The organism is Pseudomonas sp. FSL W5-0299 (assembly GCF_005930655.1).
GTDB lineage: Bacteria > Pseudomonadota > Gammaproteobacteria > Pseudomonadales > Pseudomonadaceae > Aquipseudomonas > Aquipseudomonas mandelii.
Genome location: NZ_RXHX01000006.1, coordinates 48,464 through 64,983, shown reverse-complemented (window position 1 = coordinate 64,983; position 16,520 = coordinate 48,464). Strand labels below are relative to the sequence as shown.

Sequence of the window (16,520 nt, the reverse complement as noted above, 5' to 3'; positions counted from 1 at the left end):
CATGATGGATAGACTTTCCGTATTCCCGGCACGCGCAACCGATTGGTGCGAGCGATGCGGCAACCAGGTCGCCGGTGGGAAGCAAGCATGTAGCTGACAAGTCCAGACCTTAGCGATCCGTTCGCTGATCTCGATTGCAGAGTAGCCCCAAGACGGAGGCGCTGCCAAGGCCTGGATAAGAATGAGACAGGTGTTGTTCAGATTGGCGTGATGCCGAGGATTTGAATGCTGTTCTGCGCTTTGAGATTTTTTACGCTGGCATCAGCGGTGCGCCCTTCCAGATCATTCAGATCCAGTTCAGCGGCGACAGGAAGGAGCCGGCCTTTGATGAGTTTCGCGGCTTGCTCGTTATCCGGGCACTCGTCGCACTCAAAGACTTCATCGACTGTTTCACCGTGATCATCCACGAAAGTGATTTTCCACTTTTGCATCAGTGCCTCCTCGAACAAACCCGCAAATGGGCTTACATCCATCTGGACGTTTGGCCTGAGTGATCGTTCAAACGGATTACCGCATGCAGGTATGAAAAACATACAGGAACCTGCAGGAGCGAAGCTTTCGCGAGCAAGCTTCGCTCCTGCAAGGGGGTTATGCGTACATCTTCAGTTTAGTCGTTGCTTGGCTTGTTGATCGCTTGCAGCACGTATTGCGGCAAGGCGAAGGCGCCGATGTGGATTTCCGGGTTGTAGTAGCGGGTGATGATGCCGCTGCCGGCGAAACGCTGTTGCAGGGTTTCGCGGGACAACTTGCGATAGGCGGTGTTGGTCGCCCCCCAGGCAAAGGTCATCGAGCCGCCGATGTAGGTCGGCACCGCGGCCTGATAGAAGTGCCAGTCCGGGAACAGACTGCGCAGGCGACCCGCAGTGGTTTTGACTTCTTCGATCTGCATGAACGGTGTGCCGTTCTGCGTGACCAGGATGCCGCCCTCGTTCAGGCAGCGACGGCAGGCCTGGTAGAAGTTTTCGGAGAACAGCACTTCACCCGGACCGATCGGGTCAGTGGAATCGGAAATGATCACGTCGAATTTTTCGGTGGTGGTGGCGACGAAACGCATGCCGTCATCGATTACCAGATTCAAGCGAGGATCATCGAACGCACCCTTGGAGTGGTTCGGCAGGAATTCCTTGCACATGTCGACCACGGTGCCGTCGATCTCGACCATGGTGATGTGCTCGATGCTGCGGTGCTTGGCCACTTCACGCAGCATGCCGCCGTCGCCGCCACCGATAATCAGTACACGTCTGGCGGCGCCATGCGCCAGGATCGGCACGTGGGTGAGCATCTCGTGGTAGATGAATTCGTCGGCCTCGGTGGTCTGGATGACGCCGTCCAGCGCCATGACCCGGCCCATGCGCGGGTTTTCGAAAATCACTAGGTGCTGGTGTTCGGTGCGCACTTCGTGCAGCAGTTTTTCCATGCGAAAACGCTGGCCGTAGCCTTCGTAGAGGGTTTCCAGGTATTCGCTGGTGGTGATATTGCTCATGGGAAGTGCTCCGATGAATGCGGTGGCAACGGACGGTTACCCGCCCATGATGGCCAATCGATCGGCTCGATTAACCGGGAAAGGCGCGCATTCTACGTTGCGGAAGATGACAGGTCGAACCTTCTGACGCCCACATACCTGTAGGAGCGAGGCTTGCCCGCGAAGAACGATAACTCGGTCTCTCTGTTAAACCGTTTAATCGTTTTTCGCGGGCAAGCCTCGCTCCTACAGGGGGGCGGTGTTGGGGTCAGATCCGCACATTGCCCCGGGGCCCGGCGATAGCCCAGATGATCAGGCCCAGGACAGGCAGCAGCAGAATCAGCAGCACCCAGATGATTTTCATCCCTGTGTCAGCGCCACTTTTGAGCACGTTGATGATTGCCCAAATGTCCAGGACAAGAATAATCAGGCCGATCAGGCCATTGAACGTGGAACCCATGGTGTCGCTCCCTAAGAGTGGTGTGCACTCTTAGGATAGCCGGGCCTTGCGAGGGTTCCGTATTTTAAACGTGGACCGCTATTTTCAGGGCTTCGAGCGATGGCGCGGCGGTGATACCCACTTGCGCGCACAACTCGAGCACGCGCGGTACGTCGTTGCCGTAGACCAACACCACTTGCAGTTCGTCGTCGAGCAACTGGCTGAAGTTCATCAGCGTGTAACCGCCGTTTTCCTTGTTCATGCTGCCCATCTGCACCTGAATGCGGTTGAGCGCTGTCAGGGCTTCGGTCTTGGCCAGTTGCTTGGGTTTGATGTTGAAATCAACGCCGGGGCCGAACGAGGCGACGATCTGGGCGAACAGGTCGACGTAGGTGTCGGCCTGGAACAGCACGGTTTCCGGCAGGCTGCCCACTACAACCCACTCGCCCAGTGGAATCGGGAAGGAATCGTCGTAGTTGATATCCTGATTGGCCGTCAGAAAAGCCTCGGGATCGGCGTAGGCCTGAGCCGCTTCGTCAGCGACTTTCAGGATTTCGTCATCGCTCATGCACCCGGAGCTGATTTTAGTGATGAGTTCGACGAGTGCGGCTTTCATGGGGCGGATCCTGTAGCGAGTGAATTTTGAGGGCGCGAAGGATAGCGCATTCGGAGAGAGTTACCGAGCAGACCAAAACTGCGTGGCGAGGGAGCTTGCTCCCGCTCGGCTGCAAAGCAGTCGTCAATCAGGTGAAAGCGGTCGACCTGATCTACTGCGGTGAATGGTTTTGGGGCCGCTTCGCAGCCCAGCGGGAGCAAGCTCCCTCGCCATAAAAGCCTCGATACCACAGGGGAGCGTGCGTATTCAGGCCAGCAATTTTTGCAACTGCGCGGTGGTATCGACCGCGCCCATGGTTTTCGCGGCGTCCAGCGCGGTGACGCCATTGGCATCCTTGGCTTTCGGATCGGCGCCTTTGCTGATCAGGTAATCGACGATTTCAACGCGGTTGAACATCGCCGCCATCATCAGCGCGGTGCGGCCGTCGAAGGATGAGCCTTCCACTTGTGCGCCCCCCTCGACCAACGCCTTGACCACCGCCAGGTCGCCCTTGAACGCGGCGCCGGCAATCGGGCTCTGGCCATTGTCGTTGCGGATTTCCGGGTCGGCCTTGTGTTCCAGCAGCACTTTCACCGTCTCCACGTGGCCGTGGTAGGCGGCGAGCATCAGCAAGGTGTCGCCCTTGTGGTTGCGCAGGTTCGGCGGCAGGCCTTTGGTCAGCAACGCAGCCATCATGGCCGCATCGCCCTCGCGTGCCTTGTTGAATACCTGTTCGGCAAATTCAGCGGCTTCTTCGGGGGTCATCTGGCGGCTTTGGTCTGACATCGGGGACTCCACTGTCTGTCATTCGGAAAGCCGACAGTTTCCCGAGCAGCCCCAAGGCTGTCACTTCTTTTTTCTCAAGAGCCGCCATAGCCACATTCAATAGCGGTACTTGCCGCCGCGAATATCCGCCAGGATCTGGTCGGTGACTTGCACGTAAGTCTGGGTGCCGGGCAGCCAGGCGTAGATCGGGTCATCGCCGGTTTTGCCGGGGTCGAAGGCTTCGTCCTTGAGCCGGGTCTTCTGGTATTTGAAGGTCCCGGTGGTTTCCATTTTCACTTTCACCCGCAGGAAAAGCGGCACCGCATACGCGGGCATTTGCTCGCGGGCAAACGCCAGTAACTCGCTGAAATCCAGGGTCGCCAAGGATTCGGCAGGCGTGATCGCGGCCATGCCGGCACGTCCGTTGGTGTTCAGGATTTCCACGCCATACGCCACGGCTTCTGAAATATTCGGGTGTTGCAGCAAGATGTTCTCGACCTCGGTCGTCGAGACGTTCTCACCCTTCCAGCGATAGGTGTCCCCCAACCGATCAACAAACTGCGCATGGCCAAAACCGATATTGCGCAGCAGATCGCCCGTATTGAAGTAACGGTCGCCCCGGGTGAACACGTCGTGGAGCACGACTTTTTCAGTCTTCTGCGGATCGGTGTAACCGTCCAGCGGCGCCTTGTCGTCGATTCTCGCCAACAACAGACCCTGCTCGCCTTTGGCAACTTTGCGCATGAAGCCCTTGGCGTCACGAATCGGCAGGCCGCTGTCGTGGTCGTAGGCCACCAGCTCCCAGGCCATCAGGGAAAAACCGATGGTGTTGTCGAAGTTGAGGATGTTGGTGAAGCCGATATTGCCGTCGCTGGCGGCGTACAGCTCACAAATGTGCTCAACCGCAAAGCGCGTCTTGAACTCGCGCCAGGCGCCGGGCCGCAGGCCATTGCCGATCATCTTGCTCACGCGGTGTTTGCTGTCCTCGGCCGTGGGTGGTTGATCCACCAGGTAGCGGCATAATTCGCCGACGTAACCAAGGGTGGTCGCCTGGTATTTGCGCACGTCGTTCCAGAACTGGCTGGCGCTGAATTTGCGGCGGATGGCAAATCCTGCGGCGCCGCTGATCGCCGCCCCCCAACACACGCAGAGCCCGGTGGCGTGATACAGCGGCAAGGTGCAATAGACGACATCCTCAGGCTGCATATTCAGGGCGATCTGGCCGAAGCTCGCCGAGCTGCGCATCCAGCGACCGTGTTTGAACACGCCCGCCTTGGGCAACCCGGTGGTGCCTGAGGTGTAGATATAGAAACAAGGATCGTCGAAGAAAACCTGCTGGCTGCTGGCCGGATTTTCACTGGACGCCTGGGCGCTGGCGCTCATCAGGTTGATGAAACCGTCGGGCGCATGGCCGGGATGTCGATAGGTGTCTTGATCGGCGACGAACCAGGTGCGCGTCGGCTCGATCGACACCCGCTCGCGGACGGCACTGAAAGCCGGGACCAGTTCTTCGCCCACAATGATCGCCGCAGGCGCCACGAGGTTCAGGCTGTGGGCCAGGGTGTCGCGGGTTTGCGAGGTATTGAGCAACGCACTGATCGCGCCGACCTTGGCCACTGCCAGAATCGTCACCAGCAGTTCTGGACGGTTCTCGAGAAAAACCGCCACCACATCACCCTTGCGGATGCCCTGGGTAATCAGGTGATGGGCGATGCGATTGGCCCACTGATTGACCTGTGCATAACTCAGCGTCACGTCGCCTTGCAGCAACGCGGGGCCATCGGGATTGCGCAAGGTCGCTTGCTCGAACGTCCAGCCGAGGCCACACGCTTGGGTCGGGTCCTTGACGTTGGCAACCTTCATGCCCTTCACCACCCGCGGAATGGCTTTGGCAATGGAAGGCAGTTTGCGGAGCATCATGCCCCAGGTAATCGTGTCGCTCATGCTTGCTCCCGTTCGATCTTCTTATTGTCGGGCGGCGGTCTATGAGTCCGAAAATACGTCAGCGGTTCTTGAGCTGTACACGCGGTTTTTGAAATGTTTTGTATCCGCGCCCCGAGCGTTCGAGATCGCGAACCTCAGCGCGGGTGATTGGTTCCATCCAATCGAGGCCAACCCCGCAAAATGCAGGATGCACGATGGCCATTCATGCAGATTGCACGAAAGCGAAAACCCACCAAAAATATAACTCATTGATTTATAAGGTTTTTAAAAATATCAGGTGCTGGCACAATCACTGCAACTACCTCTCCATGCTTGCCAATCAAGTGCTAACGGAGCTGATAGACATGAGCCTGATCCAAGAAAAATTTACCTCCCTGTTCTCCAACTTCGAAGTGAACACCCAACCACGTCCGGATGGTGGCATTCTGCTGACCCTGCGCAGCACCGAAGGCAAAGTGTTCAAGCGTTCGATTTCGTACCAGCAATTGCATGCCGGCGATCAGTTGTCGTGGGTGATCAGTGCAATTCGCCGTGATCTGGCCGAACAGGCCAGCGAACTGCCGCAGATCTCCATGCTGCAAAGCCAGCAGCGGTTTGCCCTGCCGACCTATCACTCGGCGTGAACCTTGCGGTTGTGTAACTTGCGGTTGTGTAAATAGACGCGCTGTAAAAAAACAGGCCGTGAGAGCTTTTGCTCCACGGCCTGTTTTGTTTTTGAAGCTGCACTGAGCCTTTGTAGGAGCGAAGCTTGCTCGCGAAGGCGATGGGGCAGATGTCAATAATGTTGACGGACACGCCGCCTTCGCGAGCAAGCTTCGCTCCTACAGGTAAGTCGTTTCGACGTTAAAAGTCGGAAAGATCAATCCGGGCAAAACTGTCGACGGTGACATGCCCTGCCAGCGCCCCGCCTTCTCGGGCCAGTCCGCAAGTGGCCATGCCAGCGGCGCGCGCCGCGTCCAGTTCCTCGACGATATCGGACAGAAACACAATCTGCGCAGCCTCCAGCCCGATCGCCTGGGTGATGCGCTCGTAAGAGTGCGCTTCACGCTTGGGCCCCGACGTGGTGTCGAAATAGCCGCTGAACAAGGGCGACAAGTCCCCCGCCTCCGAGCAACCGAAGATCAGCTTCTGTGCCTGGATCGAGCCCGAGGAATACACAAACAGTTTAAAACCGTCCTGATGCCAGCGCTTGAGCGCTTCAACGGCGTCCGGGTAAACGTGACCTTTCAACTGTCCGGCCTGATAGCCCTGCTCCCAGACCATGCCTTGCAATGCTTTCAGCGGCGTGGCCTTGCGGTCTTCGGCAATCCAGCCCAGCAGGATTTCGATCACCCGCTCAACGTCGGCGTCCGGTTCGTTGCTGTCACGGCGCACGGCGGCCAGTTGCTCGGCCACATCTGCGCGCCCGGCGTGTTGGCGAACAAATTCCGGCAGGTGTTTGGCGGCATACGGAAACAGCACGTCGAACACAAAACTCACCGCGCTGGTGGTGCCTTCGATGTCGGTGAGAATCGCTTTGATCGGCATCGGCTCAGTCCTCAAGACGCGGGAAGCGGCTGGCGATGTCTTCGCCGGTGAAGTTGGCAACCCAGCCTTCAGGGTTGTTGAACAGTCGGATCGCGACGAAGTGCGGATGCTCACCCATGTCGAACCAGTGCGGCGTGCCGGCCGGTACGGAGATCAGGTCGTTCTTCTCGCAGAGCACTGCGTAAACGTAATCGTCGATGTGCAGGGTGAACAGCCCACGGCCGGCGACGAAAAATCGGACTTCGTCTTCGCCATGGCGGTGTTCGTCGAGGAACTTGGCGCGCAGTTCGGCTTTTTGCGGGTGATCGCTGTTCAGGCTGATCACGTCGACGGTGACGTAACCGCGCTCGGTCATCAGTTTGTCGATCTGTTCCTGGTACGCCGCGATCACTTCTTCCTGACTGGCGCCCGGCTGGATTTTCGCGGTAGCTTGCCAGCGGTCGAAACGCACGCCCTGCTCGGCCAGGGTCGAGGCGATGTCTTCGAAATGGGTCAGCACCTTGTTCGGAAGATCAGGGCTTGAGACGTGGTAAACGGACAGGCTGCTCATCAGGGCAACTCCTTAACGGTTCATGCGTTGCGGTTCATGCTTGACGGTTCAAAACCGCGCGCATCTTCAACTCGCATTCGAACAAAAATTCAAACGCTTCGATCTGCCGCAGGGCGTCGCTCATGCGCGCGCCCCAGGTGTAGAGGCCGTGGCCGCGAATCAGGTAGCCGACGCAATCGGGATGGGTTTCTAGCCAAGGCTGCACCTTGGCGGCGAGGCGCGCAATGTCCTGGTCGTTGTCGAAAATCGGCACGCGCACCCGGGACTCGTGGGTCGAGACGCCGCTGAAAGCTTTTTGCAGTTCGTAATCTTCGAACTCGATGAAATCTTCTGGCGTCAGGCGCGACAGCACCGTGGCGTTCACCGAATGGGTGTGCAGCACCGCGCCGATCTCCGGGCGCCAGCTGTAGAGCTGGGTGTGCAGCAAGGTTTCGGCGGACGGTTTTTTGCCCGGTTCCAGGCTGTTGCCCGACAGGTCGGTGACCAGCACATCATCCACACCCAGCTGGCCTTTGTGCTTGCCGGACACGGTCAGCAGCGCTTCGGTCGGCGACAGGCGGGTCGAGTAGTTGCTGCTGGTGGCCGGCGACCAGCCGCGACCGTACAGAAAACGCCCGGCGTCGATGATTTCCTGGGCGAGGTGTTCACGGGTAAGGCTCATGGCCTGTCCTCTTGCATGCGTGTGGCAATGATAACGGCAGCGGCGAAGGCTGCGAGACTGGCAATACTAAAGGTGAACGTGGCCCCGAGGGCGTTCCAGCTGTAGCCGGAATACAACGCGCCCAATGCGCCGCCAGTGCCGGCGAGCGCGGCGTAAAGCGCCTGGCCCTGACCTTGCTGACGCGCACCGAAGCTACGTTGCACGAACTGGATGGCAGCGGCGTGAAAGCTGCCGAATGTTGCAGCGTGCAGCACCTGGGCAAACAGCAGCACCCAAAGGAATTCGGCCAGCGAGCCCAGCAGCAACCAGCGCACGGCCGCCAGCAGGAAACTCACCAGCAGCACCCGACGCACCGAGAAGCGCGCGAGGATTTTGCTCATGGCCAGAAACATCAGGACTTCGGCGACCACGCCGACCGCCCAGAGCATCCCGATCACGCCTCGACTGTAACCGAGCCGTTCGAGGTGCAACGTCAAAAAGGTGTAATAAGGCCCGTGGCTCACCTGCATCAGCGCCACGCAAGCGTAAAACGCCAACACGCCGGGATTGCGCAATTGCCTGAGAAAACCGTCTCCGGCAATGCGTTCACCCTGAACCGGTTGAGCGTTGGGCACCCACAGGCTGCTGACGACGATGCCGGCCATGATCAGCACCAGCGCCACCGGGTAAATGTCGAGGCTCAGCCATTCGAACATCCGGCCGAGCGCGACCACGGTGATGATGAAACCGATGGACCCCCAGAGGCGGATCTGACTGTAGCGCGACGTCTGCCCTTTCAAGTGCGCCAGGGTGATGACTTCGAACTGCGGCAACACCGCGTGCCAGAAGAACGCATGCAGCGCCATGACCATCGCCAGCCAGGCGTAGGTCTGGCTGACGAAAATCAGCGAAAACGTCAGCAGGGTGCAGACGGCGCCGAAGCGCACGATGGCCAGGCGCCGGCCGGTGTAGTCACCCAGCCAGCCCCAGATGTTCGGTGCCACGCAACGCATCAGCATCGGGATCGCCACCAGTTCGCCGATGCGCGCGCTGGAGAAACCCAGGTGATCGAAGTACAGCGCCAGAAACGGTGCTGTCGAACCGAGCAAGGCGAAATAGAACAGATAGAAACTGGAGAGCCGCCAGTATGGGAGCGCCGCCACGTCGTCAGACCGCAGCGGCGTTGAGGTCAGCCATTAAAGCTGACCCAGCACCGGCGTGCTCACGCGCACGTCGGCATTCTGCCCGCGATGACGCAACAGGTGATCCATCAGCACGATGGCCATCATCGCTTCGGCGATCGGCGTGGCGCGGATGCCGACGCAGGGGTCATGTCGGCCCTTGGTGATGACGTCCACCGGGTTGCCATGAACGTCGATCGAGCGCCCCGGCGTGGTGATGCTCGAGGTCGGCTTGAGGGCCAGGTGCGCAACGATCGGCTGACCGGAGGAGATCCCGCCCAAAATGCCGCCCGCGTTGTTGCTGAGGAAGCCTTCCGGGGTCATTTCGTCGCGGTGTTCAGTACCGCGCTGGGCGACGCTGGCGAAACCGGCGCCGATTTCCACGCCTTTCACGGCGTTGATGCTCATCAGCGCATGGGCCAGTTCGGCGTCGAGGCGGTCGAAGATCGGCTCGCCGAGGCCTGGCATCACGCCTTCGGCGACGACGGTAATCTTGGCGCCGACCGAATCCTGATCGCGGCGCAGCTGGTCCATGTAGGCTTCCAGCTCCGGCACCTTGTCCGGGTCAGGGCTGAAGAACGCGTTCTCTTCCACCGAATCCCAGGTCTTGAACGGGATCTCGATCGGGCCGAGCTGGCTCATGTAGCCGCGAATGACGATGCCCTGGCTGGCCAGGTATTTCTTGGCAATCGCACCAGCGGCTACACGCATGGCGGTTTCGCGGGCGGAACTGCGTCCGCCACCGCGGTAATCGCGCTCGCCGTATTTGTGGTGATAGGTGTAGTCGGCGTGGGCCGGGCGGAACAGATCCTTGATCGCCGAGTAGTCCTTGGACTTCTGGTCGGTATTGCGGATCAACAGGCCGATGGCGCAACCGGTGGTGCGACCTTCGAACACGCCGGAGAGGATTTCGACTTCGTCGGCTTCCTGGCGCTGCGTGGTGTGGCGGCTGGTGCCGGGTTTGCGGCGATCCAGATCGCGCTGCAGATCCTCAACGGAAATCTCCAGCCCCGGCGGGCAGCCGTCGACAATGGCGACCAACGCCGGACCATGGCTTTCGCCCGCGGTGGTGACAGTGAACAGCTTGCCGTAGGTATTGCCGGACATGCAGGACGCTCCGTGAAATGAACCTGAATACGTAATGCGCGCCAGTATACGCAGGCTACCCAAGTAGTTCATCCTCGAACCTTATGGGTGCCCGCGAGTCCAACCGGCACCTTTGTGAATGATGGCGTGATGATGCTGCGAGTTCTAGCCTTGAGCCTTACCCTGTTTACCGGCTTTGCCCAGGCCACTGTCCTGCAACGCCCGATCACTTTGGATACCGGCACCGGGGAGCTTTTCGGCTCGCTGTTGTTGCCTAAATCCGACACCCCCGTGCCCGTTGTCCTGATCATTTCCGGCTCCGGTCCTACGGATCGTGACGGAAACAACCCCGACGGCGGCCGTAACGACAGCCTCAAGCGGCTGGCCTGGGTGCTGGCCAAACACAACATCGCCAGCGTGCGTTACGACAAGCGCGGCGTGGCGGCGAGCCTCGCAGCGACGCCGGACGAGCGCAATCTGTCGGTGGAAGCTTATGTCGCCGACGCCGAGGCCTGGGGCCGCAAGCTCAAAACCGACCCGCGCTTTGGCCAGCTGATTCTGCTGGGCCACAGCGAAGGCGCCTTGATCGCCAGCCTTGCGGCACCCAGCGTCGATGCCGCCGCGGTCATCTCCATGTCGGGCAGCGCCCGGCCGATCGACCAGGTGTTGCGTCAGCAATTGAGCAATCGCCTGCCACCGCCGTTGATGCTGCGCAGCAATGAGCTGCTCGACAGCCTCAAGGCCGGCAAAACCGACGACAACGTGCCGCCGCAGTTACAGGTGATTTTCCGCCCGAGCGTGCAGCCGTATCTGATTTCGCTGTTCCGTCAGGACCCGGAGGCAGCGTTCGCCAAATTGAAAATGCCGGCGTTGATCATCCAGGGCAGCAACGACATTCAGGTCGGCGTCGGTGACGCCAGGATGCTCAAGGCGGCCAAACCGGACGCCGAACTGGCGCTGATCGAAGGCATGAACCACGTCATGCGCATCGTGCCCAACGACGTGAAACGGCAAATGGCCTCTTACAAGGACCCGCAATTGCCGTTGGCCGCCGAACTCGGCGCGCGAATCCTCGAGTTTATTGACGGACTTCGCACCAGTTAGCCACTACTCACCCTCCAGTCCTGAAAAAAACGGCCGATAAGCCTTTGTCGCCAGCGCTATGACTGACGACAAGCAGAGCTTGGACAGGATCTCGCCGTTATGACTGATACCCAGACTTCACCCGACACGACCGCTGAAAAAGACGCACCGCCAGCGGTCGAGCTGCCGTGGGCGGACGTTCACGTCGAGCACCACAAGATGCTCCGCCTGGCGCCGCTGCAAACCGACCGCAATACCGGTGGGCGGCCATTGCGCTTTGTCGAATTCGGTTACGCCGACCGCCACAGCAAGGACCACAGCCTGATGCGCATGAGCATCAAGCTGCCCGGCCAGCGCGTGCGCAAAGAGCAGAACCATCTGGACGTGTGGGTCGATCACACCGCCAAGCGTGTGCATTTCGAACCTGAAAGCGGTTTGCAGATTGAACCGATGAACCGTGGCATCGGCCGGTTCATGGCCGCCCAGGGCATCACTTGGGCGAAGAAGCGTTGGCCCGGCTACACCGTCGACGGCACGGATCTGAACAATAAAGATGCGTTGAACGAAGACACGCGCCTGCGCCGCGATCACTTTCTCAAGGCCCATGGTTTTGAAGTGGTCTACGCCGACGCCCAGCATTTGAAAGGCAGCGTCAAAGAAGTAAAGGTCGAAGACCTGCTGGGTGACTGGAACAGCGAAAAGCTGCAAGTGGTGGAAATACTCGAAGCCGCGCAGATGCTTCAACAGGCCGAGCAGAATCTGGCCGAGCAGGAAGTGAAGCTGAAGAAACACGAAGAGAAGGTCAGCAAGTACAAGCGTGAAGACGCCGGTCTGCGCTTTACCATTACGTGCCTGGTGGCGTTTGCGGTGTTTCAGGCGGGGTTACTGATCTGGATTGCTACGCACCGGTAACGATCCGAGACCGCGGCGCGGTCTTCGCGGGCAAGCCACGTTCCCACCGATTTTGCGTCGTGCCCATATGATGCGGCACACACAAGACCTGTAGGAACGAGGCTTGCCCGCGAAAGCGCCCTATAGTCAGACGCGGGAAGCGAACAGGGCCTGATGATCGCGGCACTGCTCCGCACTCAACATGAACACACCATGCCCACCGCGCTCGAAATCGAGCCAGGCGAAGTCGACTTCCGGGTACAGCGCCTCAACGTGAACCTGGCTGTTGCCCACTTCAACTATCAGCAAGCCCTTCTCGGTCAAATGATCCGCTGCTTCAGCGAGCATCCGTCGCACCAGGTTCAAACCATCATCACCGCAGGCCAGGCCCAGTTCAGGTTCATGCTGATATTCGTCCGGCATGTCGGCGAAATCTTCCGCGTCAACGTAAGGCGGGTTCGACACGATCAGGTCGAAACGCTGACCCGGCAAGCCGTCAAACCCATCACCCTGCACGGTGTACACCCGCTCATCAACGCCATGGCGCTCGATGTTCTGGTTGGCCACCTCCAGCGCTTCGAACGACAGATCAGCCAGCACGACTTCGGCGTTCTGGAATTCGTAGGCGCAGGCGATACCGATGCAACCGGAACCGGTGCACAGGTCGAGAATCCGCGCCGGCTCGGCACCCAGCCATGGTTCGAAACGTTTTTCGATCAGCTCGCCAATCGGCGAGCGCGGGATCAGCACACGTTCGTCGACAATGAACGACATCCCGCAAAACCACGCTTCGCCCAGCAGGTAGGCGGTCGGAATGCGGTCTTCGATGCGGCGTTTGAGCAAGCGTTGCAGATTGACCAGTTCGTCATCTTCCAGGGCGCAATCGAGGTAGCTGTCAGCGATCTCCCACGGCAAGTGCAAGGCACCCAACACCAGTTGACGGGCTTCGTCCCAGGCGTTGTCGGTCCCATGGCCGAAAAACAGATCCTCCCCATGGAAGCGGCTGACGGCCCAACGGATATGGTCACGCAGGGTACGAAGGCGGGAAGTGATCACGGGGGTAAACTCCAGAAAAAACGACTGGCGATTCTAACAGCCAAAACGCGCCACGACGACGCGGGAAAACAGCAGATCAGATGTAGGACATGTCCATTTTTACTGTTGGCTATTGAACAAAACCTGCATCTTGACAAGGCTGCACGCCAGCAACGACGGCGCCTGCGATAGTAGCGATTCACAGAACCGCTCAGCCAGAGGACAATGTCGCAAAAGCCCCACTCCAAGGAGCCCCAGAATGTCCGTTCCAAAAACGATGTTTCAACTCAGCGGCCGCGGTTACGCAGCAGCCAATCTGGGTCATGCGACCCTTGTCATCATCGATGCCCAGAAAGAATACCTCAGCGGCCCGCTGGCCCTGACCGGCATGGATGCTGCCGTCGCGAACATCAAGCAACTGGTGGCCGCTGCCCGTGCCGCCGGTCGTCCGATCGTGCATGTGCGCCATCTCGGCACCGTGGGCGGGCTTTTCGATCCACAGGGCGAGCGCGGTGAGTTTATCCCGGGCCTGGAGCCGCTGGCGGACGAAACCATTATCGGCAAACTACTGCCGAGTGCGTTTCACGGCACCCCATTGTACGATCGACTGCAAGAACTCGGCTCCCTGGACCTGATCGTGTGCGGCTTCATGAGTCACTCCAGCGTCAGCACCACCGTGCGTGCGGCAAAGAACCTGGGCTTTCGTTGCACACTGGTTGAAGACGCCTGCGCGACTCGCGATCTGCCCTACAAAGGTGGCGTACTCACAGCCGAGCATGTTCAGCACACCGAAATGGCGATCATGGCGGACAACTTCGCCACCCTCGCGCTCACTCATGAACTGATCTGATCGGCCTCGAAGAGCGGTCAATACCGCCGCTCATCCGCAAAAGCCTCTCATTTGCTGCAATTGACTTAGCCTCAGGAACAACCCGGACAACTCCCGGTCGAAGGGCCGATACCCATTGAGGAAGGTCGGAATGAAGTTATCCGATGGTTTTGACGCACGCCGCTTGCGGCCCAAGGGCCAACGCAACTGGCGTTTTCGATTCGGCGCAGCCTTTGCTGCCTTGCTGGCGACGTGCGGTGTGTTGCTGGCAATGGCCGGCGCCGCCAGCCTGCTCGGCCGCCCTCCGGCCCTGGGCGAATTGAATGCCAGCCCGCTGGGCTCGGCGATCATTCTGGCCGTTGGCCTGTTCGTGCTTTATATCGGTGTGTGGCTGTGGCGTCGTTGCCGGCGTCGTTCGCGCCAATCGCGAGAGCTGAACATGTCCCCGCACCTGATGAAAAAACACGATTGAATCGAAGGCCCGGCTTTTAGGCGGGCCTCAATTGTTATGGATAGTGCCTCGACTTGGGTAAACTGGCCGCCCTTCGCGGAGGCTGACATGCAAGACGACGATTTTTCCCTGTTCAAAAGTGCGATCCAAGGCGTCAAGCCGATCAAGCACGATCGCGCCGAAACCGGCAAACCCAAGGCCGACCGCGCGCAAATCGCCAAGTTGCGTCAGGCCGCGACCGTTCGCACCGATGCTACCACCGTTGATGGTCTGTCCGATCAGTTCGTGATCGACGTCGGCCCGGAAGACGAGTTGATGTGGGCCCGTGACGGCGTTCAGGAAAGCCAGATACGCAAGCTCAAGATCGGACAGATTCCGTTCGAAGGCAGCCTCGACCTGCACGGCATGACGGTGGAAAAAGCCCGGGAAACCCTCTGGGCGTTCCTGGCTGAAGCAACCAAATTCGAAATCCGCTGTGTGCGTGTCACCCACGGCAAAGCCGTGCGTCTGGACGGCAAGCGGCCGATGATCAAAAGCCACGTCAACACGTGGTTGCGTCAGCATTCCCAAGTACTCGGCTTCACCTCTTGCCAACCGAAACATGGCGGTGCCGGCGCGGTGTATGTGATGCTCAAACGGACCATGATGGAAGGTCGCGACGAGTAAAGCTGTCGCTTCACGCTTGCAGCGCCGTGTTTGCCACCGTACCCTTGCCCTTTGCGAAAATCCCCACAGGTAGTTTCATGTCCCTGGAACAGAATTACACCGCGATTCTCGGCCAATTGGGCGAGGACGTCTCCCGCGAGGGCCTGCTCGACACGCCAAAGCGTGCCGCCAAAGCCATGCAGTACCTTTGCCGCGGCTATGAACAGACACTGGAAGAAGTCACCAACGGTGCCTTGTTCAGCTCCGACAACAGCGAAATGGTGCTGGTCAAGGACATCGAGCTTTACTCGTTGTGCGAACACCACCTGCTGCCGTTCATCGGCAAGGCTCACGTCGCCTACATCCCGAGCGGCAAAGTATTGGGCCTGTCGAAAGTCGCGCGGATCGTCGATATGTACGCTCGCCGCCTGCAGATCCAGGAAAACCTCAGCCGCCAGATCGCCGATGCGGTCCAGCAAGTCACCGGTGCCTTGGGCGTTGCGGTGGTCATCGAGGCCAAGCACATGTGCATGATGATGCGCGGTGTGGAGAAGCAGAATTCGTCGATGATCACGTCGGTGATGTTGGGTGAGTTCCGCGAAAACGCCGCGACACGCAGCGAGTTTCTCAGCCTGATCAAGTAATTCGTTACACGAAGAAAACCGGCATTCATCGCCGGTTTTTTTTCGTCTGTGAAAAATCAGGTAAGCTGCGCGCCTTCCGTTCGCCCTGTGAGGCTTATTCCGTGTTCGTAAAAGCGCTTCGTGTCGGCCTTGGCCAACTGATCATCTTCATCGACTTCATTACTCGCCCAGGCAAGAAGCAGCGCCCCGCCGCCGCTCAGGCTCAGGTCGAAACAGCGGCCAAGGACCTGACGCTGTATCAGTTCCACGCCTGCCCGTTCTGTGTGAAAACCCGTCGCACCCTGCGTCGTCTGAATGTGCCGGTAACGTTGCGCGATGCGAAGAACAACGAACAGGATCGCCAGACCCTGCTGGAGCAAGGCGGCAAGATCAAGGTGCCGTGCCTGCGCATTGAAGAAAATGGGCAGACCACCTGGATGTATGAGTCCAAGGTGATTATTGATTATCTGGATAAGCGGTTCGCAGCTGCCTGACACGGCGGATCTCGAACAAAAATAAACCGGCCCATTGGCCGGTTTATTCGTTTCTACCCTCCCCCAGTCGTTTCCCCGCTTGCTTGTGATGCGAGCCGGGCTCGGTCAGCGGTACGACGAAGGTCTCCCTCCCGGCGATATATCCCTATTGCCAAACTTTTCGTCTACAAAATCAAAAACATTATTTGCTTTATTTGTATACAAAAGCATAATCCACTTCGTGCGAGTTTCTGACCAGCCGGTCAACAAATTCGCAAGTGCCTCAAAGGGCCGCTGCCAC

General features: G+C 59.1%; 20 protein-coding genes. 8 read left to right on the top strand and 12 right to left on the bottom strand.

The features are described from left to right. Positions 1-197: 197 nt before the first annotated feature. The 6 genes from FHL16_RS10325 to FHL16_RS10300 all read right to left on the bottom strand — a co-directional run bounded on the left by FHL16_RS10325 (position 198) and on the right by FHL16_RS10300 (position 5,205). Entirely contained in the window at positions 198-431 is a 234-nt protein-coding gene (locus FHL16_RS10325; protein WP_077748175.1) for a hypothetical protein, read from the bottom strand. Between the two features lie 176 nt (positions 432-607). Further along, entirely contained in the window at positions 608-1,483 is an 876-nt protein-coding gene (speE, locus tag FHL16_RS10320; RefSeq protein ID WP_010456619.1) for a polyamine aminopropyltransferase, read from the bottom strand. Positions 1,484-1,730: 247 nt separating this feature from the next. After that, positions 1,731-1,922: a PLDc N-terminal domain-containing protein gene (locus FHL16_RS10315; protein WP_010456621.1), complete on the bottom strand. Its 192-nt coding sequence runs from the start codon at positions 1,920-1,922 to the stop codon at positions 1,731-1,733. A 64-nt stretch (positions 1,923-1,986) separates the two neighbouring features. Further along, a complete protein-coding gene (locus FHL16_RS10310; protein WP_077748174.1) occupies positions 1,987-2,517 on the bottom strand; it encodes a hypothetical protein in 531 nt (176 codons plus the stop codon). A 246-nt stretch (positions 2,518-2,763) separates the two neighbouring features. Further along, positions 2,764-3,282 carry an ankyrin repeat domain-containing protein gene (locus FHL16_RS10305; protein WP_010456625.1) on the bottom strand — a complete coding sequence of 173 codons (519 nt, stop codon included), beginning with the start codon at positions 3,280-3,282 and terminating at the stop codon, positions 2,764-2,766. Between the two features lie 96 nt (positions 3,283-3,378). After that, positions 3,379-5,205: a long-chain-acyl-CoA synthetase gene (locus FHL16_RS10300; RefSeq protein ID WP_077748173.1), complete on the bottom strand. Its 1,827-nt coding sequence runs from the start codon at positions 5,203-5,205 to the stop codon at positions 3,379-3,381. Between the two features lie 344 nt (positions 5,206-5,549). Between FHL16_RS10300 and FHL16_RS10295 the strand changes: the two genes are divergently transcribed. Next, positions 5,550-5,828: a DUF3509 domain-containing protein gene (locus FHL16_RS10295; protein ID WP_010456630.1), complete on the top strand. Its 279-nt coding sequence runs from the start codon at positions 5,550-5,552 to the stop codon at positions 5,826-5,828. A gap of 220 nt (positions 5,829-6,048) precedes the next feature. Here FHL16_RS10295 and mtnC read toward each other — a convergent pair whose 3' ends face one another. The 5 genes from mtnC to aroC are packed head-to-tail and all read right to left on the bottom strand — an operon-like array spanning position 6,049 to position 10,210. Then, complete coding sequence (gene mtnC, locus FHL16_RS10290; protein ID WP_077748172.1) at positions 6,049-6,732, bottom strand: acireductone synthase; 684 nt, start codon at positions 6,730-6,732, stop codon at positions 6,049-6,051. A gap of 4 nt (positions 6,733-6,736) precedes the next feature. Further along, a complete protein-coding gene (locus FHL16_RS10285; protein ID WP_010456634.1) occupies positions 6,737-7,282 on the bottom strand; it encodes a 1,2-dihydroxy-3-keto-5-methylthiopentene dioxygenase in 546 nt (181 codons plus the stop codon). A gap of 34 nt (positions 7,283-7,316) precedes the next feature. After that, positions 7,317-7,943, bottom strand: a complete 627-nt coding sequence (locus FHL16_RS10280) for a methylthioribulose 1-phosphate dehydratase (protein ID WP_077748171.1) — start codon at positions 7,941-7,943, stop codon at positions 7,317-7,319. Further along, positions 7,940-9,085: an MFS transporter gene (locus tag FHL16_RS10275; RefSeq protein WP_010456638.1), complete on the bottom strand. Its 1,146-nt coding sequence runs from the start codon at positions 9,083-9,085 to the stop codon at positions 7,940-7,942. Before FHL16_RS10275 ends, FHL16_RS10280 begins: the two co-directional genes overlap by 4 nt. A 33-nt stretch (positions 9,086-9,118) precedes the next feature. Beyond that, the gene (gene aroC, locus FHL16_RS10270; RefSeq protein ID WP_010456640.1) at positions 9,119-10,210 is read right to left on the bottom strand and encodes a chorismate synthase; all 1,092 of its coding nucleotides are present in this window, start codon (positions 10,208-10,210) and stop codon (positions 9,119-9,121) included. A 129-nt stretch (positions 10,211-10,339) separates the two neighbouring features. Here aroC and FHL16_RS10265 point away from each other — a divergent pair, with 129 nt between their 5' ends. Then, the gene (locus tag FHL16_RS10265; RefSeq protein ID WP_010456642.1) at positions 10,340-11,293 is read left to right on the top strand and encodes an alpha/beta hydrolase; all 954 of its coding nucleotides are present in this window, start codon (positions 10,340-10,342) and stop codon (positions 11,291-11,293) included. 99 nt (positions 11,294-11,392) lie between these two features. Further along, complete coding sequence (locus FHL16_RS10260; protein WP_010456644.1) at positions 11,393-12,184, top strand: hypothetical protein; 792 nt, start codon at positions 11,393-11,395, stop codon at positions 12,182-12,184. A gap of 126 nt (positions 12,185-12,310) precedes the next feature. On the opposite strand, the gene prmB is transcribed toward FHL16_RS10260, so the two are convergent. Next, positions 12,311-13,219: a 50S ribosomal protein L3 N(5)-glutamine methyltransferase gene (gene prmB, locus FHL16_RS10255; RefSeq protein ID WP_010456646.1), complete on the bottom strand. Its 909-nt coding sequence runs from the start codon at positions 13,217-13,219 to the stop codon at positions 12,311-12,313. Positions 13,220-13,457: 238 nt separating this feature from the next. On the opposite strand from prmB, the gene FHL16_RS10250 reads away from it, so the two are divergent. The 5 genes from FHL16_RS10250 to FHL16_RS10230 all read left to right on the top strand — a co-directional run bounded on the left by FHL16_RS10250 (position 13,458) and on the right by FHL16_RS10230 (position 16,240). After that, positions 13,458-14,048, top strand: coding sequence for a cysteine hydrolase family protein (locus tag FHL16_RS10250; RefSeq protein ID WP_010456648.1), 591 nt, complete (start codon positions 13,458-13,460; stop codon positions 14,046-14,048). 130 nt (positions 14,049-14,178) lie between these two features. Then, positions 14,179-14,499 (top strand): hypothetical protein, encoded by a 321-nt coding sequence (locus FHL16_RS10245; RefSeq protein ID WP_010456650.1) that lies wholly within the window; start codon positions 14,179-14,181, stop codon positions 14,497-14,499. An 87-nt stretch (positions 14,500-14,586) separates the two neighbouring features. Then, positions 14,587-15,144 carry a Smr/MutS family protein gene (locus FHL16_RS10240; RefSeq protein WP_010456652.1) on the top strand — a complete coding sequence of 186 codons (558 nt, stop codon included), beginning with the start codon at positions 14,587-14,589 and terminating at the stop codon, positions 15,142-15,144. A 77-nt stretch (positions 15,145-15,221) separates the two neighbouring features. Next, positions 15,222-15,767: a GTP cyclohydrolase I FolE gene (folE, locus tag FHL16_RS10235; RefSeq protein ID WP_003204506.1), complete on the top strand. Its 546-nt coding sequence runs from the start codon at positions 15,222-15,224 to the stop codon at positions 15,765-15,767. A 101-nt stretch (positions 15,768-15,868) separates the two neighbouring features. After that, a complete protein-coding gene (locus FHL16_RS10230) occupies positions 15,869-16,240 on the top strand; it encodes a glutathione S-transferase N-terminal domain-containing protein (RefSeq protein ID WP_010456661.1) in 372 nt (123 codons plus the stop codon). The last annotated feature ends 280 nt before the right edge of the window (positions 16,241-16,520 follow it).

Coding starts and splice junctions, on each gene's coding strand:
- mtnC (WP_077748172.1), bottom strand. CDS start 6,732: ATGCCGATCAAAGCGATTCTCACCGACATCGAAGGCACCACCAGCGCG.
- FHL16_RS10295 (WP_010456630.1), top strand. CDS start 5,550: ATGAGCCTGATCCAAGAAAAATTTACCTCCCTGTTCTCCAACTTCGAA.
- FHL16_RS10240 (WP_010456652.1), top strand. CDS start 14,587: ATGCAAGACGACGATTTTTCCCTGTTCAAAAGTGCGATCCAAGGCGTC.
- FHL16_RS10325 (WP_077748175.1), bottom strand. CDS start 431: ATGCAAAAGTGGAAAATCACTTTCGTGGATGATCACGGTGAAACAGTC.
- FHL16_RS10250 (WP_010456648.1), top strand. CDS start 13,458: ATGTCCGTTCCAAAAACGATGTTTCAACTCAGCGGCCGCGGTTACGCA.
- folE (WP_003204506.1), top strand. CDS start 15,222: ATGTCCCTGGAACAGAATTACACCGCGATTCTCGGCCAATTGGGCGAG.
- FHL16_RS10300 (WP_077748173.1), bottom strand. CDS start 5,205: ATGAGCGACACGATTACCTGGGGCATGATGCTCCGCAAACTGCCTTCC.
- FHL16_RS10315 (WP_010456621.1), bottom strand. CDS start 1,922: ATGGGTTCCACGTTCAATGGCCTGATCGGCCTGATTATTCTTGTCCTG.
- FHL16_RS10260 (WP_010456644.1), top strand. CDS start 11,393: ATGACTGATACCCAGACTTCACCCGACACGACCGCTGAAAAAGACGCA.
- speE (WP_010456619.1), bottom strand. CDS start 1,483: ATGAGCAATATCACCACCAGCGAATACCTGGAAACCCTCTACGAAGGC.
- FHL16_RS10280 (WP_077748171.1), bottom strand. CDS start 7,943: ATGAGCCTTACCCGTGAACACCTCGCCCAGGAAATCATCGACGCCGGG.
- FHL16_RS10245 (WP_010456650.1), top strand. CDS start 14,179: ATGAAGTTATCCGATGGTTTTGACGCACGCCGCTTGCGGCCCAAGGGC.
- aroC (WP_010456640.1), bottom strand. CDS start 10,210: ATGTCCGGCAATACCTACGGCAAGCTGTTCACTGTCACCACCGCGGGC.
- FHL16_RS10285 (WP_010456634.1), bottom strand. CDS start 7,282: ATGAGCAGCCTGTCCGTTTACCACGTCTCAAGCCCTGATCTTCCGAAC.
- FHL16_RS10305 (WP_010456625.1), bottom strand. CDS start 3,282: ATGTCAGACCAAAGCCGCCAGATGACCCCCGAAGAAGCCGCTGAATTT.
- FHL16_RS10265 (WP_010456642.1), top strand. CDS start 10,340: ATGATGCTGCGAGTTCTAGCCTTGAGCCTTACCCTGTTTACCGGCTTT.
- FHL16_RS10310 (WP_077748174.1), bottom strand. CDS start 2,517: ATGAAAGCCGCACTCGTCGAACTCATCACTAAAATCAGCTCCGGGTGC.